The sequence below is a fragment of the Microvirga thermotolerans genome (assembly GCF_009363855.1).
Taxonomy (GTDB): domain Bacteria; phylum Pseudomonadota; class Alphaproteobacteria; order Rhizobiales; family Beijerinckiaceae; genus Microvirga; species Microvirga thermotolerans.
The window spans coordinates 1,256,675-1,282,546 of sequence record NZ_CP045423.1 but is presented as its reverse complement, the minus strand read 5'-3'; the positions used below and the strand labels follow the sequence as shown (position 1 = coordinate 1,282,546).

Below are 25,872 nucleotides of genomic sequence, written 5' to 3'. Positions count from 1 at the left end.
GTTCGGGCAAGCGGAATCCGCCATGGCCCGGCAGGATCCGAACCTGGCCCGCTCGAAGGCCCGTTCAGGTCGCTCCCGGCTTGGTGCTGAAGGAGAATTGGCCGCGCAGCGCCTTCCTGCGGACAGGCGCGGCACGACGGAGGGACGCGTTCGGAGGTGGTTGCATGGCGGACCTCCCGCCCGGCGATGAGCGCCGACGCCCGTGAAGGCTCCGCCCGGCGGCAGCCGGTGTCAAGGAAAAGGAAGGAGAACGCGGCGCTCAGGAACGCCTGAAACGGCAATGCCCCGCCGGAGCGGGGCACCGTCTATCCTCGAGAAGCAGCCGGAACAATCACTTGGCCGGAGCGGTCTCCCTGGCGGGCGCCGTCTTTTCGGCGGCCTTGGCGGCGTCGCTGCGAAGCTTGTCGACGGCCTGGGTGCGCTTCGCTTCGAGTTCCTTGCGGCGGTCCGCTTCGGCCTTGGCGTCAGAGACGGAGGATTGGCGATAGTAGCACATGGCGACCTCCCTTCCTGGGACCCTCTTGGGACATCGGGGCAACGCCCCGTCGGGAGCGGGGTTCCTGCGCCCCAGGCTCCGCCCGAAGGGAAATTCCGGGTGTGCCGGTGTGCCTCAGCCCCGCTTGCGCCGGGCCGGAGCGCCGCTGCCGCCGAGGCCCACCTCGATCTCGAAGGCCGTCGCGTCGGCCGCGGGGACGACGATGCCCTCCTCGACGATGGCGAAGGTACCCTGGGTGTCCCCGGCGGGGATCGCCACGCTCACGCGGCGGGACCGGTTGGCGATCACCGTGGAGCCCCGCTTCACGACGATCTGGACCGGGACGTCGTAGCGGCCGGCGGTTCCCCCGGCCCCGAGAAGGGCGCGCCCCTCGACGCCCACCTTCACCACGGTCGATCCGTCCGGCTGGCCCAGGCACTCGCGCGCCAGGTTGCTGATGGCGATCTGGCTGCGCAGGCCGCTCTGCTCGCCGACCCGGCCGCCCGCGAAGGCCTGGATGGCGGAGCCGCCCTCCATGATGTCCACGGGCGGGCAGTAGACGTCCTCGACCACCTTCTTCTGGGGCGGCGGAACCGACGGTCCCGCGAACAGGACCATGTTGCCCAGGCTCGTGCCCCCGTCCCCCGGCGCGCCGCAGCCGCCCAGGGCCGCAAGGCCCAGCGCGGCCAGGGCAGTGCCCGCCTTCGCCTTCCATCCGCTCATGATTCCACCCCCACTGCTCCGTCTTGTTTCTCTTATCGGCCGCTCTTACGGCAGCGCGTCGAATCCGGCGGCGAACCCGTTCAGGGACACCGGAATCCCGATCCCCTCCTCGGGGGTCTGGAAGACGATGAAGGTCGCGGTCTGGCCGCTCTTCATCTGGTTCACGAGGCTGTCCTCCATGACCACCTCGGCGACGCAGCCCGTGGACAGGCAGCGCACGAAGCCGGCGCGGCCGATGTCGGTCTGGTCGATCTTGAGCCCGAGGCCGGAGGGCAGCAGGATACCCAGCGGCGCCACCACGCGAAGCAGGCGGCTCTTCCCGTCGGCGGTTTTCAACACGATAATCACGAGGGTTACGTTGGGGCGGTCCTCCGCCGCCACGTTCTGCACGAGGGCGCATTGCTCGCTCGTGGCCCCGGCGGGGGTCTCGCAGCGCATCTGCCAGTCGCCGTACGTGTTCTTGACCATGCCCTGGGCCTGGGCGCCGCCGGCCCATGCCAGCCCGCAAAGCCCAAGCGCAACGGCCGCCGCGCGGCCAACCCAACGAGACACGCTCACAGGCACCTCCGTCCTCGATTCCATCCTGCAAGGCGGCGGCCGGGCCGCGCCAATCCGTCAAGGCCCGTTCGGACCATGCCAGGGGCCGGAATGTCAAGCGAGAGGCAGCCCGCGAGGCGATATTGCGTCACGGAATGAGGCCTTTGGCGGTTATGACGCACAAATTGCGACGCTTGCACCGTTGCGCTCCTGCCCATCCTGTGGTCATAGACGCAGATCGAAGGTGATGGCGCAGGCCGGGCACCGCATTTTGCACGCCCGCGCCCTCCCCGATGCTACTCGTGGCCTTGCCGGCCATCACATCTTAGGAGCTTTGGAACACCGATGCGGATCGAGACCTCAAGACTTCGATCGGTGACTGCCCTTTCCACGGCGGCGGTCGCACTTGTGTTGGGCATAAGTGAGGCAGCCGCAGGCACCGGCGCCCCTTCCCCTTGGGAAATGACCATGCAGGGCATGGTGACGGAGGTGGGACGCGACCTGTCCACCTTCCATACCTATCTCGTCTGGCTCATCGCCGCGATCTGCCTCTTCGTGCTGGCGCTGCTCATCATCGTCGTGGTCCGCTTCAACGAGCGGGCGAACCCGGTTCCGTCCCGGACGACGCACAACACCATGCTCGAGGTCGTCTGGACGATCGTCCCCGTTCTGATCCTCGTGGCGATCGCGATCCCGTCCTTCCGCCTCCTGCGCCAGCAGCTCGTCGTGCCTCAGGCCGACATGGTCGTGAAGGTCACCGGCTACGCCTGGTACTGGGGCTACGAGTATCCGGCCGACCAGGGCGGCGGGTTCAAGTTCGACTCGAACATGATCACCGACGCGAAGGACCTGAAGCCCGACCAGCCCCGCCTGCTCGGCGTGGACAACGCCATGGTGGTCCCGGTCAACAAGGTGGTGAAGGTCCAGGTGACGGCCGCCGACGTGCTCCACTCCTTCGCCATGCCCTCCTTCGGCGTGAAGATCGACGCCGTTCCCGGCCGTCTGAACGAGACCTGGTTCAGGGCCGAGAAGGAAGGCGTCTATTACGGCCAGTGCTCCGAGCTCTGCGGCAACGGCCACCCCTACATGCCGATCGAAATCCGCGTCGTGAGCGAGCAGCAATATGCCGCCTGGCTCGCCGAGGCGAAGCAGAAGTATGCTTCCGTCGACGGCTCCGGCACCCTGAAGCTTGCGAACGCACAGTAACCTAGCAGGACCACAGAGGTCTCATCATGGCACATTCAGCTGATGCCGCTCACGCGGATCACCACGATCACCCGACCTTCTGGCGCCGGTGGTTCTACTCCACGAACCACAAGGACATCGGGACCCTCTACCTGCTGTTCGGCTTCACCGCCGGCCTGGTCGGCGCCGCGCTGTCCATCGGCATGCGGCTCGAACTGCAGGAGCCGGGCCTGCAGTATTTCTCCAATCCGCAGGCCTTCAACGTCTTCGTGACGGGCCACGGCCTCATCATGGTGTTCTTCATGGTGATGCCGACCCTGATCGGCGGGTTCGGCAACTGGTTCGTGCCGCTGATGATCGGCGCGCCCGACATGGCCTTCCCGCGCATGAACAACATCTCGTACTGGCTCACGGTCGCGGGCTTCGGCCTCCTGGTCTGCTCCCTCTTCGTGGAGGGGGCGCCGGGCTCCAACGGCTTCGGCGGCGGCTGGACGGTCTATCCGCCCCTCGCGACGGCCGGCCATCCCGGTCCGGCGCTCGATTTCGGCATCCTGGCGCTCCACCTCGCCGGCGCCGGCTCGATCCTGGGCGCGATCAACTTCATCACGACCATCCTCAACATGCGCGCCCCCGGCATGACCCTGCACAAGATGCCGCTCTTCGCCTGGGGCATGCTGGTCACCGCCTTCCTGCTCCTGATGACGCTTCCGGTTCTCGCCGGCGCCATCACGATGCTGCTGACGGACCGCAACTTCGGGACGACCTTCTTCGACCCGTCGGGCGGCGGCGACCCGATCCTGTACCAGCACCTGTTCTGGTTCTTCGGCCACCCCGAAGTGTACATCATGATCCTGCCGGCCTTCGGCATCATCAGCCACATCGTCTCCACCTTCTCGCGCAAGCCGATCTTCGGCTATCTCGGCATGGCCTACGCCATGGCGGCGATCGGCGTGGTCGGCAGCGTGGTGTGGGCGCACCACATGTTCACGGTCGGCCTCTCGCTCCAGACCCAGGCCTACTTCGTGTTCGCCACCATGGTGATCGCGGTGCCGACGGGCGTGAAGATCTTCTCGTGGATCGCCACCATGTGGGGCGGCTCGCTCCGCTTCACGGCTCCCATGTACTGGGCCGTCGGCTTCATCTTCGTGTTCACCGTGGGCGGCGTCACCGGCGTCGTCCTGGCGAACGCCCCGGTCGACCGGTACATGCACGACACCTACTACGTGGTGGCGCACTTCCACTACGTGCTGTCGCTCGGCGCCGTGTTCGGCATCTTCGCGGGCGTCTACTACTGGTTCCCGAAGATCACCGGCTACATCCTGCCGGAGTGGATCGGCAAGGTGCACTTCTGGATCGCCTTCATCGGCGCCAACGTGCTGTTCTTCCCGCAGCACTTCCTGGGCCTCTCGGGCATGCCGCGCCGCTATGCGGACTACCCGGACGCCTTCGCGGGCTGGAACCTGGTGTCCTCCATCGGCGCCTACATCTTCGCGGCCGGCCTCCTCTTCTTCATGTTCGGCGTGATCTACGCCCTCGTGCGCAAGGAGAAGGCTGCCGGGAACCCGTGGGGGGAAGGCGCGACGACCCTGGAATGGACCCTGTCCTCCCCGCCGCCCTTCCACCAGTTCAACGAACTGCCGCGCATCGCGGATACGGGCCACTGAGCATCCGGACCGGGCGGCCTCGAGCCGCCCGCTCCTCCCCCGAGGGCTTGGATCCAAGCCCTCCGGCGAGGAGTTGACGTCGAAGACCCTGGGCGGGAGCCCGGGGAATTTGGAAGTTCACCGTCATGAGCACTGCATCGAATAGCCTGACCGACGCCCGCAGCGACGCCCTCGCCACCGCAGGGATCTCGCAGGGCGACGTGTCCGATTTCTTCGCGCTCCTGAAGCCGCGCGTCATGTTCCTCGTCGTGTTCACGGCTCTGGTCGGCATGGTCGTCGCCCCCGCGGACGTGCACCCCGTCGTGGCCTTCGCGTCCCTCCTCATGATCGCCATCGGCGCCGGCGCCGCGGGCTGCCTCAACATGTGGTGGGATGCCGATATCGACGCGGTCATGACCCGGACCCGCAAGCGCCCGATCCCGGCCGGGAAGATCCAGCCCGGCGAGGCCCTGGCTTTCGGCATCGTCCTGTCGGCGGGCTCCGTGATCGTGCTCGGCCTCGTGAGCAACGTGCTCGCGGCGGGCCTGCTCGCCTTCACGATCTTCTTCTATGTCGTCATCTATTCCATGTGGCTGAAGCGCTCGACCCCGCAGAACATCGTCATCGGCGGTGCGGCGGGCGCCCTTCCGCCCGTGGTCGCCCAGGCGGCCGTCTCCGGCCATGTGGGCTGGGAGAGCGTCGTCCTCTTCGCCCTCATCTTCATCTGGACCCCGCCGCATTTCTGGGCGCTCGCCCTCGTCAAGTCCGGAGACTACGAGCGCGCGGGCATTCCGATGATGCCGAACGTGGCCGGGCCGGATTCGACCCGCCGGCAGATCCTCGCCTACACGCTGGTCCTGGCGCCCCTCGGGCTGGCCCCCGTCGCCTTCGGCTTCGGCGGCCTGGTCTATGCGATCGTCGCCACGCTCGGCGGGCTCGGCATGCTCGCGCTCGCGGCCCAGGTCTTCCGCCTGCGGCAGGGGGAGCCCGCCATGCGCGTGGCGCAGCAGCTCTTCGCCTTCTCGATCCTCTACCTGTTCCTGCTCTTCGCGACGCTGCTGGCGGAGCATGGGCTCGGCTTCTTCCGTCCGGTCCTGGGGTGAGGCCATGGCAGAGCTCCCTCCCCGCCGCCTGACCCCGGAAGAGCAGAAGCGCCGCCGCAAGCGCTCGGTCGCCATCGGCCTGGCGCTCGCGGCCCTCGTCCTGCTGTTCTACGCCGTCACCATCGCCAAGCTCGGCGTGGGTGTCCTGCGGCGCCCTCTGTGAGGGGAGGAGACGATGAGCGAAGCCCCCCATGTCCAGCACGATGTCCAGCGCAACATCCGCCGCACGGTCCTCGTCTGCGTGGCCGCCGCGTTCGGCATGATCGGCCTGGCCTATGCCTCGGTGCCGCTCTACGACCTGTTCTGCAAGGCGACCGGCTACGACGGCACGCCGAGCGTGCGCACGGCGAACGACTCGACCGTGATCGACCGGGAGATCGCCGTCCGCTTCGACTCCAACGTGGCGCCGGGCCTGAACTGGCGCTTCGCTCCGGAACAGCCCGAGATCAAGGTGAAGCTCGGCGAGACCGTGACCGTGCTCTACAAGGTCACCAACGTGGGCGACAAGACGACCACGGGAATCGCGACCTACAACGTCCAGCCCGATCTGGTCGGCTCCTACTTCTCCAAGCTCGAATGCTTCTGCTTCACCGAGCAGACCCTCAAGCCCGGCGAGAGCCTGGAATCGGCCGTGGTCTTCTACGTCGACCCCCGCCTCGTCGAGGATTCCGACGTGAAGGACCTCACCGCCATCACCCTGTCCTACACCTATTTCCCCTCCAAGGGGGGCAAGCCGGTGGCGGAGGCCGCCACCTCCAAGAAACCCATCGTTCAATAAGACACGTGACAAGCTGGACGGAAACGTCATAAAGCGAGACACCTTCGAGGCACGGAGACGATACGAATGGCCGAGGCCCACGCCAAACATCACGATTACCACCTTGTCGACCCGAGCCCGTGGCCGCTCGTGGGCGCGTTCAGCGCCTTCGTGATGGCGTCCGGCTTCGTCACCTGGTGGAAGGACATCCCGGTCGCCGGCATGCATATCGGCGCCTACATCTTCGGGGCCGGCATCATCGGCGTCCTCTACACCATGATCAGCTGGTGGTCGGATGTGATCCGCGAGGCCAACGACGGCCATTCCCACACCCGGGTCGTTCAGCTCCATCACCGCTACGGCATGATCATGTTCATCGCCTCCGAGGTGATGTTCTTCGTCGCCTGGTTCTGGGCCTATTTCGACGTGGCGCTCTATCCCAATGAGGCGATCCAGTACGCCCGCACCGAGGCGCTCGGCGGCGTGTGGCCGCCCAAGGGGATCGAGACCTTCGATCCCTGGCACCTGCCGCTCCTGAACACGCTGATCCTGCTCACCTCCGGCACCACCGTGACCTGGGCGCACCACGCGCTCCTGCAGAACGACCGCAAGGGCCTCAAGGCCGGCCTTTGGCTGACCGTGATCCTGGGGCTGCTCTTCACCTCGCTCCAGGCCTACGAGTACAGCCACGCCGCCTTCGCCTTCAAAGGCAACATCTACGGCGCCACCTTCTTCATGGCGACGGGCTTCCACGGCGCGCACGTGATCATCGGCACGATCTTCCTGGCCGTCTGCCTCCTGCGCGCCTATCGCGGCGACTTCACCCCCAAGCAGCACCTCGGCTTCGAGTTCGCGGCCTGGTACTGGCACTTCGTCGACGTGGTGTGGCTGTTCCTCTTCGCCTCCATCTACGTGTGGGGCTTCGGCGGCCACGTCGCCGGGCACTGACACCGTCGGGCTTCCGATCGAGCGAACGGGGGCGGCGACAAGCCGCCCTTCGTTTTTGGCGCCTTCGCGCCTATGTGACAGGCCCGTGCCTTCCCTTTCGGAAGCATCTCCCGGAGACGCATCGTGGCTCAGGACATCCCTCCCCCGAACCCCACCATCGCCGGCCTTGCGGGCCGCTGCCCGCGCTGCGGCAAGGGGCATCTGTTCAAGGGCTACCTGACCGTGCGCCCCTCCTGCGAGGTCTGCGGCCTCGACTTTTCCTTCGCGGATACGGGCGACGGGCCGGCCTTCTTCGTGATGTCCATCGTCGGGATCGTGGTCGTCGCGCTCGCCCTGTGGGCCGAGTTCGCCTTCGAGCCGCCGATCTGGCTCCACATCGTCATGTGGTTCAGCCTGTCCGTCCTCATGAGCGCCGCCCTCGTGAGGCCCCTCAAGGGGCTGATGGTGGCGCTCCAGTATCACCACAAGGCCGGCGAAGGACGTCTCGAGAAGTGACCCCGGCGGCTCCTCCCCCCTCCTGGCGCTCCCTCGTCGCGCCGGGGCTCGCGACGCTCGTCGCCCTGGCGATCCTCGTCGCCCTCGGCACATGGCAGCTCCAGCGCAAGGGCTGGAAGGAGGACCTGATCGCCCAGATCCAGGCCCGGGCCTACGGGGAGCCCGGCGCGATCCTGCCGGAACCGGAATGGGGCCGCTGGCAGGCGCAGGCCGACGAGTTCCGCCGCGTACGGGTGACGGGGACCTTCCTGAACCGGTTCGAAACCCCCGTCTACGGCCTGGCCCCGGGCGGGCCCGGGCGCTCCTCCGCGCAGGGTTACTACCTGATGACGCCCCTGCGCCTGGGCAACGGCTCCATCGTGATGGTCAACCGCGGCTTCGTTCCCATGGAGCTGAAGGAGCCCGCCTCCCGGCCCCAAAGCCAGCCTTCGGGAGAGGTGACCGTCACCGGCCTCGTCCGCGCGCCCGAGGAGCGCAACCTGTTCACCCCGGCCGACGACCCGGCCCGCAGGGCCTGGTTCACGCGCGACCCGCAGGCCATCGCGAGGGCGAACGGGCTCGAGCGGGTCGCGCCATTCTACGTGGAAGCCGACGCCACGCCCAATCCGGGCGGCTGGCCCAGGGGCGGGCAGACGCGGCTCGAGCTGCCGAACAACCACCTGCAATACGCCGTCACCTGGTACGGGATCGCGCTCACCCTGGTCGGCGTCTTCGCCGCCTTCGCCTGGCGGCGGCTCCATCCCGCCGAGGCGTGAGGAACGGTCCGGTCCGGCCATGCCCATGCCATGGCGAGGCCGCGGGCCTGAAGCCGCAAGGGACGGTTACGGCTTGTCCTGACGGGCCGCCGCTCCTAATGTCCGCGCAGCTTCCAGGAGATTGACCCGTGCTTCACGTCTCGACCCGGGGCGAAGCCCCCGCGCTCGGATTCGCCGATGCCCTGCTTGCCGGTCTGGCCCGCGACGGCGGCCTCTACGTCCCGGAAAGCTGGCCTGGCCTGACGCGGGACGCGATCCAGGGCCTCGCGGGCCGCCCCTACGCGGCGGCGGCGAAGGCGGTGCTCGCTCCCTTCGTCGGGGGAGAGATCCCCGGAGCGGCCCTCGGCGCCATGATCGAGGACGCCTACGCCACGTTTCGCCATGCGGCGACCTGCCCGCTGACCCAGATCGGCGACAATCTCTTCGTGCTGGAGCTGTTCCACGGTCCGACCCTCGCCTTCAAGGACGTGGCGATGCAGCTCCTCGGGCGCCTGATGGACCATGTGCTGAAGGAGCGGGGCGCCCGCGCCACCATCGTCGGCGCGACCTCGGGCGACACGGGCAGCGCCGCCGTCGAGGCCTTCAAGGGCCTCGACCGGGTCGACGTGTTCATCCTCTACCCGCACGGACGCGTCTCGGAGGTCCAGCGGCGGCAGATGACGACGGTGGATTCCCCCAACGTCCATGCGCTGGCGGTGGAGGGCACCTTCGACGACTGCCAGGCCATGGTGAAGGGCATGTTCAACCACGCCCGGTTCCGGGACGAGCTCCAGCTCTCGGGCGTCAACTCGATCAACTGGGCCCGGGTGGCGGCCCAGGCCGTCTACTACTTCACCGCGGCGGTCGCCCTCGGCTCGCCGCACCGGCCGGTCTCCTTCTCGGTGCCGACGGGCAATTTCGGCGACGTCCTCGCCGGCTGGGTCGCCAAGCGCATGGGCCTGCCGGTGGAGCGGCTGATGATCGGCACCAACGCCAACGACATCCTCGCCCGCACGCTCCGCAGCGGCGTCTACGCGATCAGGACCGTGCAGCCCACCGCCTCCCCGTCCATGGACATTCAGATCTCCTCGAATTTCGAGCGCCTCCTGTTCGAGGCCTACGACCGGGACGCGGCGGCGATCCGCCGCCTCATGGCGAACCTCGCCCAGTCGAAGGCCTTCACGGTCGACGAGGCGCCGCTCGCCCGCATCCACCGGGAATTCTCCGCCGAGGCGGTGAGCGAGCCCGACGTGGCGGCCGAGATGGCCGCGACCTGCCGGGCCACGGGCTATGTGCTCGATCCGCACACCGCCGTCGGCACCCGCGCCGGCCGCGCCCTGCTCGCGGAGCGCCCCGACATCCCGGTGATCGCCCTCTCCACGGCCCATCCGGCCAAGTTCCCCGATGCGGTGGAGCGGGCGACGGGCATCCGTCCGGCCCTTCCGCCCCATATGGCCGACCTCATGGAGCGGCCCGAGCGGTTCACGGTGCTGCCGAACGACCGGGCCGGCGTAGAGCGGTTCATCCGCGAGCGCGCCCGCGCCGTGCGGGGTGCGGCGGCATGAACCACCATTTCGTGCGCGAGAAGCGGATCGACATCACCCGCCTCGCCAACGGCCTGACCGTGGCGACCGAGCCGATGCCCGAGATCGCCACCGCGACGCTCGGCGTCTGGATCGGCGCCGGGTCCCGCCACGAGCAAGCCCACGAGCACGGCCTGTCGCATCTGATCGAGCACATGGCGTTCAAGGGCACCGAGCGCCGCTCCGCCCGCCGGATCGCCGAGGACATCGAGAACGTCGGCGGCGACATCAACGCGGCCACCAGCGTGGAATCCACGAGCTACACGGCCCGCGTGCTCGGCGAGAACGCCGATCTCGCCCTCGACGTCCTGGGCGACATCCTCACCGCCTCCCTTTTCGATCCCGTGGAGCTCGCCCGGGAGAAGGGCGTGATCCTGCAGGAATACGCCGCCGTCGAGGACACGCCGGACGACCTCGTCTACGACGCCTTCATGGAGACGGCCTTCCCCGGCCAGGCCATCGGCCGCCCGATCCTCGGCACGCCGGACACGATCGCCCGCTTCGACGGCGAGACGATCCGCGCCTTCCTCGCGCGGGAATACGCGCCGGGGAAGATGGTGGTCGCCGCCGCCGGGGACGTGGACCATGGGCAGATCGTGGAACTCGCGGAGCGCTCGTTCGGCGCCATTCCGGCCGTGCCCCTGCGCGAGCCCGAGCCCGGGATCTACCGGGGAGGGGAGCGGCGGATCGCGCGCCGGCTGGAGCAGGCCAACATCGTCCTCGGCCTTCCGGGCCTCTCCTTCAAGGACCAGGGCTACTACGCCACGCATCTCTTCGCCCACATTCTCGGCGGCGGCCTGACCTCCCGGCTCTGGCACGAGGTGCGCGAGACCAGGGGCCTCGCCTATTCCATCGAGGCGTTCCACTGGCCGTTCTCCGATTGCGGCCTGTTCGGCGTCGGGGCCGGCACGGCGGGCAAGGACGTGGCGGAGCTGATGGAGGTGACCCTGGCCTGCATGCGCAAGGCCACCGAGGACATCGGCGAAGCCGAGATGATCCGCGCCAAGGCCCAGATGAAGGTGGCCCTCCTCACGGCCCTGGAGACGCCGGGCGGGCGCCTGGAGCGGATCGCCCGACAGCTCCTGTCCTGGGGCCGCATCATCCCGAGCGAGGAAATCGTGCAGAAGGTCGACGCCCTGACCGTGGAACAGGTCCGCGAGGCGGGCCGGTGCCTCCTCCAGGGCGCACCGACCCTGGCGGCCATCGGTCCCCTGAAGGGCCTGCCTCCGCTCGCCGACATCGCGCAGGCCCTGCGGCCATGAGCCGGGAACGCGAATATGGTTGCGGACGGGAGCGCCTCTCCTCAATCCCGCCGCAAAGTCGCCCCAAGGCCACGTCTTAACTCCTCCGGGCCGTGAGTCCTGCGGACAAGTCGGGAGCTTTCCCGACTTCGCCTTGCCCTCGCGCGCCCCGACCGATACCAATCCCGTTCAACCTCGTACCGGACGGAAGACCGAAGCGTTGCGGATCGTTTCTTTCGCCATAGCCGTCGTCCTGGCGGCCATCATGTGCCTTGCATGGCCCGCATCCGGCCAAGCCGTCGAATCCGTCCGCGTCGACCCTAAGGTCCCGGCGATCGACCTCACGCCCATGGTGGAGCGCTACCGCTCGGACGGGGACGAGATCCGCATCTCCACGGCGCCGGGACGGGACGGCATCGTCCGCCGCATCGCGGTGAAGGCCCGCGAGTCCGGCACGCGGCCGGACTGGATCGTCTTCGCTCTCACCAACGACAGCGACGAGCAGGTGGACCGGCTCCTGGTCGCGCCGCATTTCCGGCTGACCTCGTCCGGCGTGATCTGGCCTGACCTTGGGTCATCGCGCATCGCCGCCATCACCGCGAGCCAGGGCATCCGGCCCGAGCGGGACGACAGCGCCGACGCGGACATCTTCCTCGTCACCCTCGACCCCGGCACCACCGTCACCTTCGTGGCGGAATTGCGTTCCAACAGCCTGCCCCAGCTCCACCTCTGGGACGCCGACGCCTACAAGGAGCGCGTCAACGGGCTCACCCTCTACAAGGGCATCATCATCGGCATCGCCGGCCTGCTCGCCCTCTTCCTCACCATCGTGTTCGTGGTGAAGGGCGCGCTGATCTTCCCCGCCGCCGCGGCCCTGGCCTGGGCGGTGCTGGCCTATGCCTGCATCGACTTCGGCTTCTTCCAGCGCATCTTCCCGATTACCGAGAAGGCCGAGCAGATCTACCGGGCGGGTGCGGAGGCGGTGCTCGCGGCGACCCTCCTCGTCTTCCTCTTCGCCTATCTCAACCTGAACCGCTGGCACGTGCGCTACAGCCACGTGACCGCGTTCTGGCTGGTCTTCCTGGGCGCCCTCATCGGCCTCGCCGTCATCGATCCCCCCGTCGCATCCGGCGTGGCGCGCATCTCCATCGCGGCGGTGGCGGGCATCGGCTTCGTGCTCGTGATCCATCTCGCCACGCACGGCTACGACCGGGCGGTCATGCTCGTGCCGACCTGGCTGCTCCTCATCGCCTGGGTGACGGCGGCGAGCTTCACCGTGACCGGCCACCTGATCTCGGACCTCGTTCCCCCGGCGCTGATCGGCGGCCTCGTGCTCATCGTGATGCTCATCGGCTTCACGGTGATGCAGCACGCCTTCGCGGGCGGCGCCTTCGCGCAGGGCTTCATCAACGACACGGAACGCCGGGCGCTCGCCCTCGCGGGCGCAGGCGACATCGTCTTCGACTGGGACGTGGTGTCCGACAACATCTTCGTGAGCCCGGAGGTGGAGCACCAGCTCGGCCTCAAGCGCGGCGCCCTGGAGGGGCCCGCCTCCGCCTGGCTCGACCTCGTCCACCCCTTCGACAAGGACCGCTACCGCGCCGCCCTCGATGCGGTCATCGAGCAGCGCCGCGGTCGCCTGTCGCAGGATTTCCGCCTCCGCGCGGCCTCGGGCGGGCACCACTGGTTCCGCCTCCGGGCCCGGCCCGTGATCGGCACCGACGGCGAGGTGATCCGGGTCGTCGGGACGCTTTCGGACGTGACGGATTCCAAGACGGCGGAGGAGCGCCTGCTGCATGACGCCGTGCACGACAACCTCACGAGCCTGCCCAACCGCCAGCTCTTCTACGACCGGCTCGAAGCCGCCCTCACCTTCGCGCAGCAGGACGAATCCTTACGCCCCACGGTGCTGGTGCTCGACATCGACAAGTTCAAGAACACGAACGATGCGGTCGGCCATGCGGCTGGCGACTCGATCCTCCTCACCCTCTCCCGCCGCCTCGGGCGCCTGCTGAGGCCGCAGGACACGCTGGCGCGGATCTCCGGCGACGAGTTCGCCATCATCCTTCTCTCCGAGCGCGAGCCCGACCGCATCATCGCTTTCGCGGACATGGTCCGGCGGGCCGTGACCACGCCCGTCACCTATGCGGAGCGCGAGATCTTCCTCACGGCCTCCATCGGCCTCGCCCTGCACGATCCGCAGATCGCCGCGCGGCGCGAGGAGGTTCTGCGCAACGCCGAGATCGCCATGGCCCATGCCAAGCGCCACGGCGGCGACCGCATCGAGGTCTTCCGCCCGACCATGCGCTCCGACCGCAGCGACCGCTTCACCATGGAGGCGGACCTGCGCCGGGCGCTGGAGCGCAGCGAGATCAAGGTGCTCTTCAAGCCGATCGTCCGGCTGGAGGACCGCACCATCGCCGGCTTCGAATCCATGCTGCGCTGGGACCACCCGCGGCTCGGGCGCATCGGCCCGGAGGACTTCCTGTCGCTCGCCGAGGAGACCGGCCTCATCGTCTCCCTGAGCTTCCATCTCCTGGAACAGACCGCGCGGGAGCTCGCCGCCTGGCAGGACGCGCTCGAGGTGGAGCCGCCGATCTTCGCGAGCGTCAACATGTCGAGCCATCACCTGCTGCGGCACGACCTGCTGCAGGACGTGAAGGCGGTGATCGCCCGCACGGGCGTCCTGCCCGGGTCTCTCAAGATCGAGATGACCGAGAGCCTCGTGATGGAGAACCCGGAATATTCCGCCCAGATGCTCGCGCGCCTGCGCGACCTGGGCGCGGGCCTGTCCCTCGACGACTTCGGGACCGGCTATTCCGCCCTCTCCTACCTGCTCCGCTTCCCGTTCGACACGATCAAGGTGGACGAATCCTTCGTGCGGCAGATGGCGGGAGGCAAGCCCGTCATCCTGCGCTCGATCGTCAAGATGGCGCACGAACTCGGCATGGCGATCGTGGCCGAGGGGGCGGAGACGGAATCGGAGGCGATCGAGCTCTATCAGCTCGGCTGCGAATACGCCCAGGGGCCGGTCTTCGGGGAGCCCATGTCGATGCTCCAGGCGCGACAGCTTGTCGGCGCCGCGCCCGAGGCGGCCTGACGGTTCTCAGGCGTGACCGGCCTGGATGGACAGCATCGCGGGATCGACGCCGATCCGCCGCAGGGCCATCTCGTAGCGCAGCTCCGCGGAAGCGTTGAAGATCAGCTCCGCGTCCGCCGGGCAGTTCAGCCAGCCGTTGGCCTGGATCTCCGTCTCCAGCTGGCCGGCCTCCCAGCCCGCATAGCCGAGCGCCAGGATGGCGTTCTCGGGCCCCTCGCCCTTGGCGATGGCGCGCAGGATGTCGACGGTGGCGGTCAGGCAGATGCTGTCGTCGATGAGGAGCGTCGACTGGGCGAGGTGGTAGTCGGAGGAATGGAGGACGAAGCCCCGGCTGGTCTCCACCGGGCCGCCCATGAGCACCTGCATGCGGCCCACCTTCTTGGGCAGGAGGATTCTCTCGAGCTCCGGAATGATGTCGAGCTGGACCAGGAGATCGGGCAGGTTCACGTTCGTGGCCGGCCGGTTGAGAACGATGCCCATGGCGCCGTCCCCGGAATGGGCGCAGACGTAGATCACCGACCGCGCGAAGCGCTCATCCATCATTCCCGGCATGGCCACGAGGAGCTGACCGTCCAGGTAGCGGGAACTCATATCGGTCGGGGGCGAAAAAAGGCTCATCTCTCACATCTGCGTTGCGGGCGGCCGTTCACGGTATCGTGGATGGCGACGCCCGGAAGAAACCGCATAAGGGAAGCGCGTCAGGGAGGTGTCAGTTCCATGACATTTCGATCAACTTCCGCTCCTCTCGCCATTTTGGCCATTCTAGCGCTCTTCCCGGCCCTTGGGCAGGCCCAGACGACGCACTCCCCTTCCTGGGTACAGGGCTTCCACTCGCGGGTGCGGCTCGTGTCGGGCGGACCGGCGGGGGCGGCATGGCTCGGAGGCGTCGAGATCGGCCTCGACCCGGGCTTCAAGACCTATTGGCGCACGCCCGGTGATTCCGGCCTGCCGCCCCGGTTCGACTGGTCCGCCTCGGACAACGTGGCATCCGTCGAGGTGAAGTGGCCGCCGCCCGCCCGCCAGGAGGACGCGACCGGGGTGACCTATGTCTATCACGACGCGGTCACCCTGCCCGTCATCGTCAGGCGCGCCGATCCGGCCAGGCCTGCGACGCTGCGCCTCTCCATCGATTACGGCGTCTGCAAGGACATCTGCATCCCCGCCCATGCGGAGCTCGCCACCCCTCTCGCTCCGGACGCCGCACGGCATGCGGACCTGGAGAAGGTCCTGGCCGGGGTTCCCCGGCCGCAGGCGCTCGGCGCCCCGGGAGAGCTCTCCGTCCTGTCCCTGGAGCCGGCCCAGGGCGACAGGCCGAGCTTCCGGGTCAAGGTGCGCGTTCCCGAGGGAGCGACGCCCGCGCTTTTCGCCGAGGGACCCGACAACTGGTATCTCTCCACCACCGCGCCCGATCCGCAGAACGCCTTCACGGTCGTCGTCGAGGAGAAGCCGAAGGACGTCTCCGGCCCCGTTCCGGTGCGCCTCACCCTCGTGGCGGGAGGACGGGCGGTGGAGACGGAGGTGAAGCTCGACGGCAGCGGGCAACCAAGGTAGTGAAGGGCGCGAATGCATCCGTCCACACTGGAGAACTGCCCATGACCATTCAGGTTGGAGAGCGCCTGCCGCAGGTGACGTTCCGCGTCATGACGGCCGACGGCCCCGTCGCGAAGACCACGGACGACCTCTTCAAGGGCCGCAAGGTCGTGCTCGTCGCCGTCCCCGGCGCCTTCACGCCCACCTGCCACCGCAACCACCTGCCCGGCTACGTGCAGAAGCTCGACGAGATCAAGGCCAAGGGGGTGGACGCGGTCCTCGTCACGGCGGTCAACGACGTGTTCGTGCTCGATGCCTGGGCGAAGGCGGCGGGCGCCGAGAACATCGAGTTCATCTCCGACGGCAACGGCGACTTCGCCAAGGCGCTCGGCCTTGCCATGGACGGCTCGGGCTTCGGCCTCGGCCTGCGCTCCCAGCGCTATTCGATGCTGGTCGACGACGGCGTGGTGAAGGTCCTCAACGTGGAGGACACGCCCTCCAAGGCGCAGGTCTCGGGCGCCGAGAACCTGCTGAAGAGCCTCTGACCGCGGCGGGATTGTCCGCTCAACCGGACGCGGGCGAGGCCTTCGCCCGCGCTCCGTTGCCGTTCTTCCTGAACGGCTGGAGGGCCGCCACGGCGAGCTGGTCCACCCGCACGTTGGTGGGGTCGTCCGCATGGCCCTTGACCCAGTGCCAGGACACCCTGTGGCGTCCGGCCGCCTCGTCCAGCGCCCGCCAGAGGTCCTCGTTCTTCACGGGCTTGTTGTCCGCCGTGCGCCAGCCGCGCCGCTTCCAGCTGTGCATCCATGAGGTGATGCCCTGGCGCACGTACTGGGAATCCGTGAAGAGGTCGACCGTGCAGGACCGCTTGAGGGCGTTGAGCCCCTCGATGGCGGCGCGCAGCTCCATGCGGTTGTTGGTCGTCAGCGGCTCGCCGCCGGAGATCTCCTTCTCCACCCCGCGGAAGATCAGGATCGCCGCCCAGCCGCCCGGCCCCGGATTTCCCGAGCAGGCCCCGTCCGTGTAGATCGTCACGCGCTCGGCTTCGCTCATGCGGCCAGCCCCAATTCGCGCGCGTGGCGCACGTGGCGGTGGAAGTTGAGCTTGCGGTCGTACTCCAGGGGATCCTTCGGCTTCACCAGCGCGCCCGGGGGCACGTTGAGCCAGTCCACCAGCCGCGTCAGCATGAAGCGCATGGCCGAGCCCCGGCAGAGGATGGGCAGCGCCTCGACCTCCTCCGGCGCCAGCGGGCGCACGGACAGGTAGCCCGCCAGGAGCGCCCTCCCCTTCGTCAGGTTGAAGGAGCCGTCCGCCTCGAAGCACCAGGCGTTGAGGCAGATGGCCACGTCGTAGGCGAAAGCGTCCGTGCAGGCGAAGTAGAAGTCGATGAGGCCCGAGACCTCCGCGCCGATGAAGAACACGTTGTCCGTGAAGAGATCGGCGTGGATGATGCCCGACGGCAGCCCGGAGGGCCATTCCGCCCTCAGCGCCTCGAGCTCGCGCCGCGTGCGCTCGGCGAGCCCCGGGGAAACCGTGTCCGCCTCGGCCCGGGCCTGCGCGAAGAGAGGCGGCCAGCCGTCGATGGACAGGGCGTTCCGCCGCGTCCGGCCGAAGTCCCGTCCCGCCAGGTGGAGCCGGGCCAGGGCCGCGCCGAGCGCGCCGCAGTGCTGCGCCGTGGGCCTGCGGACGGCGATGCCTTCGAGGAACGTGCAGATCGCGGCCGGGCGGCCGGCGAGCCGCCCGAGGGCCTCGCCCTTCCGGTTGCTCACCGGCAGGGGGCAGTTGAGCCCCTTGCCCGCGAGATGCTGCATGAGGTCGATGAAGAAGGGCAGGTCCTCCTCCCTCACCCGCTTCTCGTAGAGGGTCAGGATGTAGGAGCCCGCCGTCGTGTGCAGGAAGTAGTTGGTGTTCTCCACGCCCTCGGCGATGCCCTTGTAGGACAGCACGGTGCCGATGTCGTAGGTGGCGAGGAAGGCGGCGAGCTCCTCGTCCTGGACGTCCGTGTAAACCGCCATCGCCTATTCCGCCGCCTGTTCCCGCAGCTCGCGCGGCAGCGGAAAGAACACGCTCTCGTCCGCGGTCGAGACGCTTTCGACCGAGACCTCGTAGCGCTCGGCGAAGGCGTCGATGATCTCCTCGACCAGGACCTCCGGCGCCGACGCCCCGGCCGTGATGCCGAGCCGCCGGATGCCGCCGAACAGGGACCAGTCGATGTCCTCGGCCCGCAGGAGCAGCCGCACGAGAGGGCAGCCCTCCCGCTCCGCCACCTCGCGCAGGCGCTGGGAATTGGAGGAATTGGGCGAGCCGACCACGATCATCGCATCCACGAGGGGCGCCACCCGCTTCACAGCCCCCTGGCGGTTGGTGGTGGCGTAGCAGATGTCCTCCTTGTGCGGACCGACGATGGCGGGAAACCGCGCCCTGAGGGCGTCCACCATCTCCTGCGTGTCGTCCACGGAAAGGGTGGTCTGGGTCACGAAGGCGAGATTGGTCTCGTCGGGCGGCTGGAGCCTGGCAATGTCCTCGACGGTCTCGACCAGCGTCGCCGCGCCCTCCGGCAGCTGGCCCATGGTGCCGATGACCTCCGGATGGCCGCGGTGGCCGATCAGAACGATGTGCCGGCCGCGCTTGTGATGGACCTGCGCCTCCCGGTGCACCTTCGTGACCAGGGGACAGGTGGCGTCGATGGCGAAGAGGCGGCGGGCGGCGGCGGCCTCCGGGACGGACCGGGGAACCCCGTGGGCGGAGAAGATCACGGGCGCGTCTCCGTCCGGCACCTCGTCCAGCTCCCGGACGAACACCGCCCCTTTGCGGCGCAGGCTCTCGACCACGTACTTGTTGTGGACGATCTCGTGGCGCACATAGACCGGCGCGCCGTAGATCGTCAGGGCCTTCTCGACGGCGTCGATGGCGCGGACGACCCCGGCGCAGAAGCCGCGCGGGGCACAGAGCAGGATGTCGAGGGGCGGTTTCGTCATGATGCGGCGATGTGGCGAGACCGGACCGGCGATGTCAAGCGGGGCAGGTCCGATTCCCGCCTGCCCCCTCCGCAGAAAGTCTGCCCGGAAGGTCTCGCCCTCGGGGGCAAGACCTCCTAGAAAGGGACATCGTCTCACTCCATGCGACCACCGATGGCGGACACGGCTTCCCACGTCAGCTTCCTCCCCCCGATCCTGACCTTCTGCGGGGCAGCGGTCGTTGCCGTTCCCCTGTTCCGCCTCATGGGCCTCAGCGCCGTGCTGGGCTATCTCGCCGCCGGCATCGTCATCGGCCCTTCGGGGCTCAGCCTCGTGGGAGAGCCGGGAACGATCGCCACGGTGGCGGAGCTCGGCGTCGTGCTGCTGCTGTTCATCATCGGCCTCGAGCTCAAGCTGACCCACCTGTGGTCGATGAAGCGGGACATTTTCGGCCTCGGCCTCGCCCAACTCCTCGTCACCGCCCTCTGCCTCGGAGGCGCCGCCTACCAGTTCGGCTTCGCCGCCAAGGGCGCGTTCGTGACCGGGGTCGCCGTCGCCCTCTCGGCCACGGCCATCGCCCTGCAGATGCTGGGCGAGCGCAACGATCTGCAGACGCCTTACGGCCAGCGCTCCTTCTCCATCCTGCTGTTCCAGGATCTGTCGGTCGTCCCTCTCCTGGCGATCCTGCCCCTCCTGGCCACGGGCCTGGGCGCCCTCGAGCAGGATTCCCTGTCCGACCGGCTGACGACGGTGGCGACGACGCTCGGGGCCGTCGCCTTCGTCGTGATCGTCGGGCGCTACGGCCTCAACCCCTTCTTCCGGGTCCTGGCGAGGAGCGGGGCGCGGGAGGTGATGACCGCCTCCGCCCTCCTGGTCGTGCTCGGGGCCGCCCTGCTCATGCAGGAGGTCGGCCTGTCCATGGCCATGGGCGCCTTCCTGGCCGGGCTCCTGCTGGCCGAATCCAACTTCCGGCACCAGCTCGAAGCGGACATCGAGCCCTTCCGGGGCATCCTGCTCGGGCTGTTCTTCATGAGCGTGGGCATGTCCATCGACCTCGCCCTCGTCCAACGGCAGTGGGCGGTCCTGGCGATCGCGGCCCCCGCGGTGATCGCGGGCAAGACGCTGATCCTGACCCTCCTGTCCCGGGCGTTCGGCGCCTCGTGGCGCGACGGGCTGCGCTCCGCGATCCTCCTCAGCCCGGCCGGCGAGTTCGCCTTCGTCCTGCTGCCGGTCGCCCAGGGCCTGGGCCTCCTCCCGGGCCCCGAGGCTCAGCTCGTCACGGCGCTTGCGGCCATCACCATGCTCCTGGGCCCCATCCTCGCGACCGGGCTGGAGACGATCCTGCGCTCCCGCGCCGGCGACGATGCCCGCCCCGACGCCTCGGTCCTCCACGGGCAGGAGGGCGAGCTGTCGAGCCGGGTCCTGGTGATCGGGTTCGGCCGCTTCGGCCAGATCGTCAACCAGGTCCTGCTCTCCCAGGGCATCGAGGCGACTGTGATCGACCGGAACGTGGAGCGCATCAGGGACGCGGCCCGTTTCGGCCTCAAGGTCTATTACGGCGACGGCACGCGCCTCGACGTGCTGCGCGCCGCCGGCGCCGAGAGGGCCGAGATCGTCTGCGTCTGCACCGACCACCCGGACGTGACCCAGAAGATCGTCGAGATCGTCCACCAGGACTTCCCGAACGCCCGCAGCTTCGTGCGCGCCTACGACCGCATCCACGCGGTCAACCTCATGACCATGGACGTGGACTACCAGATCCGCGAGTGCTTCGAGTCCGCCATCACATTCGGACGCGCGACGCTGGAGGAGCTGGGCTTCGATGCCGAGACGGCGCAGGCGAGCGCCGACGAGATCCGCAAGCGCGACATCGCGCGGCTCGTCCTGCAGAGGTCCGTCGGCGACATGGGCGGCGCCGAGCTGGTGGTCGGAGCGAAGATCGCGCCCGAGCCTCTCCTGAAGCCCGCAGGCAAGGCGCGGGGCCTCAGCCCGGAGACGCGGGACATCCTGAACGAGGGGATCCTCTGATGGATGCGCCCCGCATCGAGAAGCCGCGTCCTCCCGGAGCGGACACGCCGCGCTTCGTCGCCGGCTCGACCATGCGGCATGTGCTGATCATGACCGGGACGGGGGCGGCCGGTCTGATCGCCCTCTTCATCGTCGATTTCGTCTCGCTGCTCTACATCTCCTGGCTCAAGGACCCGAGCCTCACCGCGGGCGTCGGCCTCGCGACGGTGGTTCTCTTCTTCACCGTCTCGATCAATGTCGGCCTGATGATCCCCATCGGGGCGCTCGTCTCGCGCTCCCTGGGAGCGCGGGACACGGCGCGCGCGCGGCAATGGGCGACCTCGGGCTGCGCGCTCATGACCGTCGTCGCGAGCGTCGTCAGCCTAGCCGTCCTGGCCGCGCTGCCCTGGATCCTGGACCTGATGGGAGCCCCGGAGAGAACCTTTCGGGTGGCGCACGACTTTCTCTGGATCTCCATGCCCACCAACGGGCTGATGGCGCTCGCCATGGGCCTGTCGAACGTGCTGCGCGCCGCCGGCGACGCGAGGCGGAGCATGTATGCGACCCTTTCGGTCGCGGCCGTCACCGTCCTGCTCGATCCGCTCTTCATCTTCGGCCTGGGTCTCAAGGCCAACGGCGCGGCGCTGACCATCGACATCTCGCGCGTCGTCTACGTCTATGTGAGCTTCCGCTTCCTGTCCCGCCACCACGCGCTGCTGTCCTGGCCCCGGCTCGACCACATGCTGGCGGACTCGCGCTCGTTCTTCGCCATCGCCGTTCCGGCCGTCCTCACCAACATCGCCGCGCCGGTCTCGAACGCCTTCTTCACGGGCATCATGGCCCGCTTCGGCGACGAGGCGATTGCCGCCTCGGCGATCATCGACCGCGTCACCCCCGTCGCGTTCGGCGGCCTGTTCGCCCTGGCGGGAGCCATCGGCCCGGTCATGGGGCAGAACTGGGGCGCCCGGCAGTACGGCCGCGTCCGCCAGGTCCTGAAGGACGCGCTCACCTTCATGGTGGTCTATGTGGGGAGCGTCTGGCTCGTCCTCGCCCTCGTGCGCGGGCCGCTGACCCTGCTCTTCAACGCGCCGCCGCTGACCGCCGATCTCGTCCAGTTCTTCTGCGTGTACAGCGGGCCCATCTGGTTCTTCATCGGCCTCGTCTTCGTGGCCAATGCCTCCTTCAACAATCTGGGCTACCCCCTCCTTTCCACGTTCTTCAACTGGGGGCGCGCCACGCTCGGCATGATTCCCTTCGCCTATATCGGCGCGGAAATCGCCGGTCCGCGGGGGGCGCTCCTCGGGATCGGCGCGGGATCGGTGCTGTTCGGGATCGGCGCGATCTTCACTGCGTTCTGGACAATCCGCCGCCTGGAGCGGCAAGCTGTCGTGCCTCTGTAGCCCGCACGGCGCGGGCCTTTCCCGGAAGGAGCCTGCAATGCTCAACTGGTTCGATCTGATGCGGCAGGCCCAGGCGAATGCCGGCTTCGATGTCCTGACGAGGCAGTTCCGCCTCTCGGAGGACCAGGCGGAGAAGGCGATGCTCGCCTTTCTCCCCGCCTTCGCCCTCGGCCTGCAGCGCCTCATGGCGGCAGCCGCGCAGAATCCGCTGGCCCAGCACGTCCCCAATCCGTTCGAACCGTTCTGGCAGGCCGCGGGACAGACCCTCTCCGCCCAGGCGCAGCGGAGCGGAGAGCAGCTGATCGACAGCCTCTTCGGGTCCGACGAGGCCAGCCGGCGCATCGCCCATCGGGCCGCCGAGGTCACGGGCCTGAGCGTCGATCTCATGCATCAGATGCTTCCGGTCATGGCGGGCATCCTCGCCGGAACGCTGCACGGCATGATGACCGGCCAGGGCCGCATGCCGGACTTCCGCGCCTCGCCGCCTCCGAAGGACGCGGACAGCGCGGCCGCCGAGCCCTGGACGGCGTTCTGGGACGGGTGGATGCAGGCTTTCCAGGCGCCCCGGCAGGCGGAAGGCCCTGCGGCGGGCAAGCCTCGTCCCTCCACCGGAAAGGCGGAACCGCCGGAGCGGGAGGCATCCTCCGAAACCTGGGAGGGCATGATGCAGAAGGGACAGGAGATGCAGATGCAGTATCTCGCATCCCTTCGATCGATCCTCGACGAGACCTGGAAGCCGAGCAAGCCGTGACGCCGGAAACGGCCCGCGTTCCGTAAAACCGCAAGCCGCACCGGGAACTTCACGCTGTCCCGGCGGAGGGAGACCCGGCCCGGGACGGCGGCTCGACGGGCTCTAGATGTCGTTTCCAAGGAGGTTGTTCAGTCTTTGCCAAGGGGGCTGATGCTTGAGGGCTGAGTGGGGTCGCTGGGTGTTGTAGTGGGTGAGCCATGGCTTCATGGCGGCGCTGCGCTCGGCGGAGGAGGCGTAAGCGGCGCCATAGATCCATTCGCGTAAGCTCGTCTGGATGAAGCGCTCGGCCTTGCCATTGGTTTGCGGCCGGTAGGGTTTGGTGCGCTTGTGGCGGATGCCTCTCTCGGCCAGCGCGGCTTGGAAGACGTGGCTCTTGTAGGCGGCGCCGTTGTCGGTCATCACCCGTTCCACGCCGACGCCATGGCGGGCGAAGAAGGCCAGTGCCCGGTTCAGGAAGGCGAGCGCGCTGTCCTTCTTCTCGTTCGGCAGGATCTCGGTATAGGCCAGCCTTGAGGCATCGTCGATGGCCACATGCAGCGCCTCCCAGCCGGTGCCGCGCTTGGCGGACTGGCCCGTGCGGTCGCCGGTGATGCGATGGCCGATGCCGGCAATGCGCCCGAGCTTCTTGGTGTCGATGTGGATCAGCTCGCCGGGCCGCTCCCGCTCGTAGCGCACCGCCGGCAGGCGCGGTTCGAGCCGGCGCAGGCGGTTGAGGCCGAGACGCCGCAGGACGGCCCCGACGGTGGAGCGCGGCAAGGCCACGGTTCGGGCAATGGCCGGGCCGGACAGGCGCTCCTGGCGCAAGGCGGCGATGTGCGCGATCCGCTCCGGAGCCAGCCGATGCGCCGGACGCCTCGGAGCCGAGCTTTTGTTGTGCAAAGCCGCCTCACCGCCGTCGCGGAAGCGCGCCAGCCATTTGGAGGCCGTGCGTTCGGATATCCCGGCGGCCTTTGCTGCCTCCGCCACGCGCCAGCGCTCCTGGCGCACGCGTTGGACCAAAAGGGCTCGACCAAAGGGCGTCATGCGGGCATTCTTGTGAGCGTTCATCCGGGGCCTCCAGGCAGGAGATGGTTGGTGTTGCAACCCCATCCTCGCAGCCAAGCCTCGGATGAACAACCTTCATAGCTTCGACATCTAGAGCGGATTGCGCTTCGATGGAATCGCACTCCGCTCAGAAGCTCTTGGTTTGCCGCATTTTCGGACTGAGAACCGGTTCCCACTTCTCCTGAAAATGCTCTAGGCCCGCACGGCCCGCGTCCTCACGACGGGAACCACGGGGCGCGCGGATCGCACGGGGGCCGATCCCTTTTCGCCGCGCCCATGCCGCTCGGCGCATCGAACCAGAACCCGCGAGGGATTGCGGAACAGGGCCTCCGCGAGCGCCCCTTCCACGTCGCCGCGCATGAGGCCGATGTCCTTCAGCATGCGGTCGTCGAGCTCCGCGAGATGCATGATCTCCCGGCGATGGCGGAGAGCCTGGACCACGCCCAGGACGGCACGGACCGTCGTGCCCAGGAACGTCGTCCCGGGGGAGCCGGCAACGGGAATCGGGGACCGGGTCATGGCTTTGTCCTCGCACATTCGAGCATCGTCGAACCGCTTGAAGATCCCGAAGGGCCCCGAGCGGCATTCAAGCCTGTGCGCCCCCCGAAAGGCCTCGGACGGCCCGAACGGGAAGCACCGCTCAAGTCGTTGTTCACGAACAACTTTTCAGCTTGCTTAAGAATGAATACCACCGATGTTTCATCACTTGAAGCGATTGTTTGAGATGTGTATCATCACTCATCATGATGAAATAGGAAGACGCCGATGCACCTCCTGGATATCGACCAGCTGCGGACCTTCGTGGCCATTGCGGACACGGGCTCCTTCACCCGCGCGGCGGATGTGGTCCACAAGACGCAGAGCGCGGTGTCCATGCAGATGAAGCGGCTGGAGGACCGGATCGGCCGTCCGATCTTCGAGCGCGACGGGCGCCTCTCCAAGCTGACCGAGGAAGGCGAGCGCCTCCTCGACTATGCCCGCCGCATCGTGCGGCTGAACGCGGAATGCATGGCGTCCTTCAACGACAACGAGCTGGTCGGCCGGGTGAGGCTCGGCCTGCCGGACGACTATGCGGACCGCTACCTGCCGGAGATCCTGGCGCGCTTCTCGCGCTCCAATCCCAAGGCCGAGGTCACGGTGGTCTGCGAGCCGACGCACAACCTCATCGAGCGCGTGCAGCACGGCGACCTCGATCTCGCGATCATCACCCACGTGGACCGGCGCGGCCCGTCCGAGATCGTGCGCATCGAGCAGCTGCTCTGGGTCACGTCGGGCCGCCATGCGGTGCACGAAGAGAGCCCGATCCCGCTGGCGCTCGGGCGCCCGAACTGCGACTGGCGCCATTCGGCGACGGAGGCGCTCGAGAGCGCCGACCGGGCCTTCCGCATCGCCTATGTGAGCTGGCACTCCACGGCGGTGGGCGCGGCGGTCCTGGCGGGGCTGGCGGTGTCGGTGCTGCCGGAGAGCGCCGTGCGCCCGGGCATGCGCATCCTCGGCCCTTCGGACGGCTTCCCCGCCCTGCCCTCCTGCAAGATCGGCCTGATCCGCGCCCGCGGCGGCGAGAACCCGCTCGCCGACGCGCTGGGCTTCCACATCAAGCAGTCCCTGGACAACCTGGGCTCGACCCGTCCGCTCCTCGCACCCGCGGCGGAATAGGCG

26 protein-coding genes are annotated in these 25,872 nt (G+C 68.4%); 17 read left to right on the top strand and 9 right to left on the bottom strand.

Going from position 1 to position 25,872, the window contains the following annotated elements; genetic code table 11:
• Window positions 1–331: 331 nt before the first annotated feature.
• The 3 genes from GDR74_RS18125 to GDR74_RS05965 all read right to left on the bottom strand — a co-directional run bounded on the left by GDR74_RS18125 (window position 332) and on the right by GDR74_RS05965 (window position 1,780).
• Window positions 332–496 (bottom strand): hypothetical protein, encoded by a 165-nt coding sequence (locus GDR74_RS18125; RefSeq protein ID WP_194164634.1) that lies wholly within the window; start codon window positions 494–496, stop codon window positions 332–334.
• A gap of 114 nt (window positions 497–610) precedes the next feature.
• Window positions 611–1,198, bottom strand: a complete 588-nt coding sequence (locus GDR74_RS05970; protein ID WP_152585450.1) for a hypothetical protein — start codon at window positions 1,196–1,198, stop codon at window positions 611–613.
• Window positions 1,199–1,243: 45 nt separating this feature from the next.
• Window positions 1,244–1,780, bottom strand: coding sequence for an invasion associated locus B family protein (locus GDR74_RS05965; RefSeq protein WP_152585449.1), 537 nt, complete (start codon window positions 1,778–1,780; stop codon window positions 1,244–1,246).
• A gap of 300 nt (window positions 1,781–2,080) precedes the next feature.
• Between GDR74_RS05965 and coxB the strand changes: the two genes are divergently transcribed.
• The 11 genes from coxB (at window position 2,081) to GDR74_RS05915 (ending at window position 14,524) form a co-directional block, all read left to right on the top strand.
• Complete coding sequence (coxB, locus tag GDR74_RS05960) at window positions 2,081–2,941, top strand: cytochrome c oxidase subunit II (RefSeq protein ID WP_152585448.1); 861 nt, start codon at window positions 2,081–2,083, stop codon at window positions 2,939–2,941.
• Between the two features lie 26 nt (window positions 2,942–2,967).
• Window positions 2,968–4,584: a cytochrome c oxidase subunit I gene (gene ctaD, locus GDR74_RS05955; protein ID WP_152585447.1), complete on the top strand. Its 1,617-nt coding sequence runs from the start codon at window positions 2,968–2,970 to the stop codon at window positions 4,582–4,584.
• 125 nt (window positions 4,585–4,709) lie between these two features.
• Window positions 4,710–5,666 carry a heme o synthase gene (locus GDR74_RS05950; protein WP_152585446.1) on the top strand — a complete coding sequence of 319 codons (957 nt, stop codon included), beginning with the start codon at window positions 4,710–4,712 and terminating at the stop codon, window positions 5,664–5,666.
• A 4-nt stretch (window positions 5,667–5,670) separates the two neighbouring features.
• Window positions 5,671–5,829 carry a hypothetical protein gene (locus tag GDR74_RS18120; protein ID WP_194164633.1) on the top strand — a complete coding sequence of 53 codons (159 nt, stop codon included), beginning with the start codon at window positions 5,671–5,673 and terminating at the stop codon, window positions 5,827–5,829.
• Between the two features lie 12 nt (window positions 5,830–5,841).
• Complete coding sequence (locus tag GDR74_RS05945) at window positions 5,842–6,444, top strand: cytochrome c oxidase assembly protein (protein ID WP_152585445.1); 603 nt, start codon at window positions 5,842–5,844, stop codon at window positions 6,442–6,444.
• Window positions 6,445–6,510: 66 nt separating this feature from the next.
• Window positions 6,511–7,371 (top strand): cytochrome c oxidase subunit 3, encoded by an 861-nt coding sequence (locus tag GDR74_RS05940; RefSeq protein WP_152585444.1) that lies wholly within the window; start codon window positions 6,511–6,513, stop codon window positions 7,369–7,371.
• A gap of 120 nt (window positions 7,372–7,491) precedes the next feature.
• Window positions 7,492–7,866, top strand: a complete 375-nt coding sequence (locus GDR74_RS05935) for a DUF983 domain-containing protein (RefSeq protein ID WP_425486955.1) — start codon at window positions 7,492–7,494, stop codon at window positions 7,864–7,866.
• A complete protein-coding gene (locus GDR74_RS05930) occupies window positions 7,863–8,621 on the top strand; it encodes an SURF1 family protein (protein WP_152585442.1) in 759 nt (252 codons plus the stop codon). The genes GDR74_RS05935 and GDR74_RS05930 overlap by 4 nt, the downstream gene beginning before the upstream one ends.
• Before the next feature lie 128 nt (window positions 8,622–8,749).
• Complete coding sequence (gene thrC, locus GDR74_RS05925; protein ID WP_152585441.1) at window positions 8,750–10,165, top strand: threonine synthase; 1,416 nt, start codon at window positions 8,750–8,752, stop codon at window positions 10,163–10,165.
• Window positions 10,162–11,445 carry a M16 family metallopeptidase gene (locus GDR74_RS05920; protein ID WP_152585440.1) on the top strand — a complete coding sequence of 428 codons (1,284 nt, stop codon included), beginning with the start codon at window positions 10,162–10,164 and terminating at the stop codon, window positions 11,443–11,445. Before thrC ends, GDR74_RS05920 begins: the two co-directional genes overlap by 4 nt.
• Before the next feature lie 199 nt (window positions 11,446–11,644).
• Entirely contained in the window at window positions 11,645–14,524 is a 2,880-nt protein-coding gene (locus GDR74_RS05915) for an EAL domain-containing protein (protein ID WP_152585439.1), read from the top strand.
• A 6-nt stretch (window positions 14,525–14,530) separates the two neighbouring features.
• Here the strand turns inward: GDR74_RS05915 and GDR74_RS05910 are convergent, their stop codons facing one another.
• On the bottom strand, window positions 14,531–15,142 hold the full coding sequence (locus GDR74_RS05910; RefSeq protein WP_152585438.1) for a YqgE/AlgH family protein: 612 nt from the start codon (window positions 15,140–15,142) through the stop codon (window positions 14,531–14,533).
• 228 nt (window positions 15,143–15,370) lie between these two features.
• On the opposite strand from GDR74_RS05910, the gene GDR74_RS05905 reads away from it, so the two are divergent.
• Window positions 15,371–16,075 carry a protein-disulfide reductase DsbD domain-containing protein gene (locus tag GDR74_RS05905; protein ID WP_194164632.1) on the top strand — a complete coding sequence of 235 codons (705 nt, stop codon included), beginning with the start codon at window positions 15,371–15,373 and terminating at the stop codon, window positions 16,073–16,075.
• A 41-nt stretch (window positions 16,076–16,116) separates the two neighbouring features.
• The gene (locus GDR74_RS05900; protein WP_152585436.1) at window positions 16,117–16,599 is read left to right on the top strand and encodes a peroxiredoxin; all 483 of its coding nucleotides are present in this window, start codon (window positions 16,117–16,119) and stop codon (window positions 16,597–16,599) included.
• 19 nt (window positions 16,600–16,618) lie between these two features.
• Here GDR74_RS05900 and rnhA read toward each other — a convergent pair whose 3' ends face one another.
• From rnhA to ispH, 3 genes are read right to left on the bottom strand one after another with little or no spacing between them, the layout of a single operon-like run.
• A complete protein-coding gene (gene rnhA / locus GDR74_RS05895; RefSeq protein ID WP_152585435.1) occupies window positions 16,619–17,107 on the bottom strand; it encodes a ribonuclease HI in 489 nt (162 codons plus the stop codon).
• Window positions 17,104–18,069 (bottom strand): homoserine kinase, encoded by a 966-nt coding sequence (thrB, locus tag GDR74_RS05890; RefSeq protein WP_152585434.1) that lies wholly within the window; start codon window positions 18,067–18,069, stop codon window positions 17,104–17,106. The genes rnhA and thrB overlap by 4 nt, the downstream gene beginning before the upstream one ends.
• Window positions 18,070–18,072: 3 nt before the next feature.
• Window positions 18,073–19,032, bottom strand: coding sequence for a 4-hydroxy-3-methylbut-2-enyl diphosphate reductase (gene ispH / locus GDR74_RS05885; protein ID WP_152585433.1), 960 nt, complete (start codon window positions 19,030–19,032; stop codon window positions 18,073–18,075).
• A gap of 153 nt (window positions 19,033–19,185) precedes the next feature.
• Here ispH and GDR74_RS05880 point away from each other — a divergent pair, with 153 nt between their 5' ends.
• The 3 genes from GDR74_RS05880 to GDR74_RS05870 are packed head-to-tail and all read left to right on the top strand — an operon-like array spanning window position 19,186 to window position 23,169.
• Window positions 19,186–21,039 (top strand): monovalent cation:proton antiporter-2 (CPA2) family protein, encoded by a 1,854-nt coding sequence (locus GDR74_RS05880; RefSeq protein WP_152585432.1) that lies wholly within the window; start codon window positions 19,186–19,188, stop codon window positions 21,037–21,039.
• Complete coding sequence (locus GDR74_RS05875) at window positions 21,039–22,418, top strand: MATE family efflux transporter (RefSeq protein WP_152585431.1); 1,380 nt, start codon at window positions 21,039–21,041, stop codon at window positions 22,416–22,418. The genes GDR74_RS05880 and GDR74_RS05875 overlap by 1 nt, the downstream gene beginning before the upstream one ends.
• A gap of 37 nt (window positions 22,419–22,455) precedes the next feature.
• Window positions 22,456–23,169 (top strand): DUF937 domain-containing protein, encoded by a 714-nt coding sequence (locus GDR74_RS05870; RefSeq protein WP_152585430.1) that lies wholly within the window; start codon window positions 22,456–22,458, stop codon window positions 23,167–23,169.
• Between the two features lie 102 nt (window positions 23,170–23,271).
• Here the strand turns inward: GDR74_RS05870 and GDR74_RS05865 are convergent, their stop codons facing one another.
• A complete protein-coding gene (locus GDR74_RS05865; RefSeq protein WP_152585429.1) occupies window positions 23,272–24,216 on the bottom strand; it encodes an IS481 family transposase in 945 nt (314 codons plus the stop codon).
• A 189-nt stretch (window positions 24,217–24,405) separates the two neighbouring features.
• On the bottom strand, window positions 24,406–24,732 hold the full coding sequence (locus tag GDR74_RS05860) for a DUF1127 domain-containing protein (RefSeq protein WP_194164631.1): 327 nt from the start codon (window positions 24,730–24,732) through the stop codon (window positions 24,406–24,408).
• A 246-nt stretch (window positions 24,733–24,978) separates the two neighbouring features.
• On the opposite strand from GDR74_RS05860, the gene GDR74_RS05855 reads away from it, so the two are divergent.
• Window positions 24,979–25,869 carry a LysR substrate-binding domain-containing protein gene (locus GDR74_RS05855; RefSeq protein WP_152585427.1) on the top strand — a complete coding sequence of 297 codons (891 nt, stop codon included), beginning with the start codon at window positions 24,979–24,981 and terminating at the stop codon, window positions 25,867–25,869.
• Window positions 25,870–25,872 lie beyond the last annotated feature (3 nt).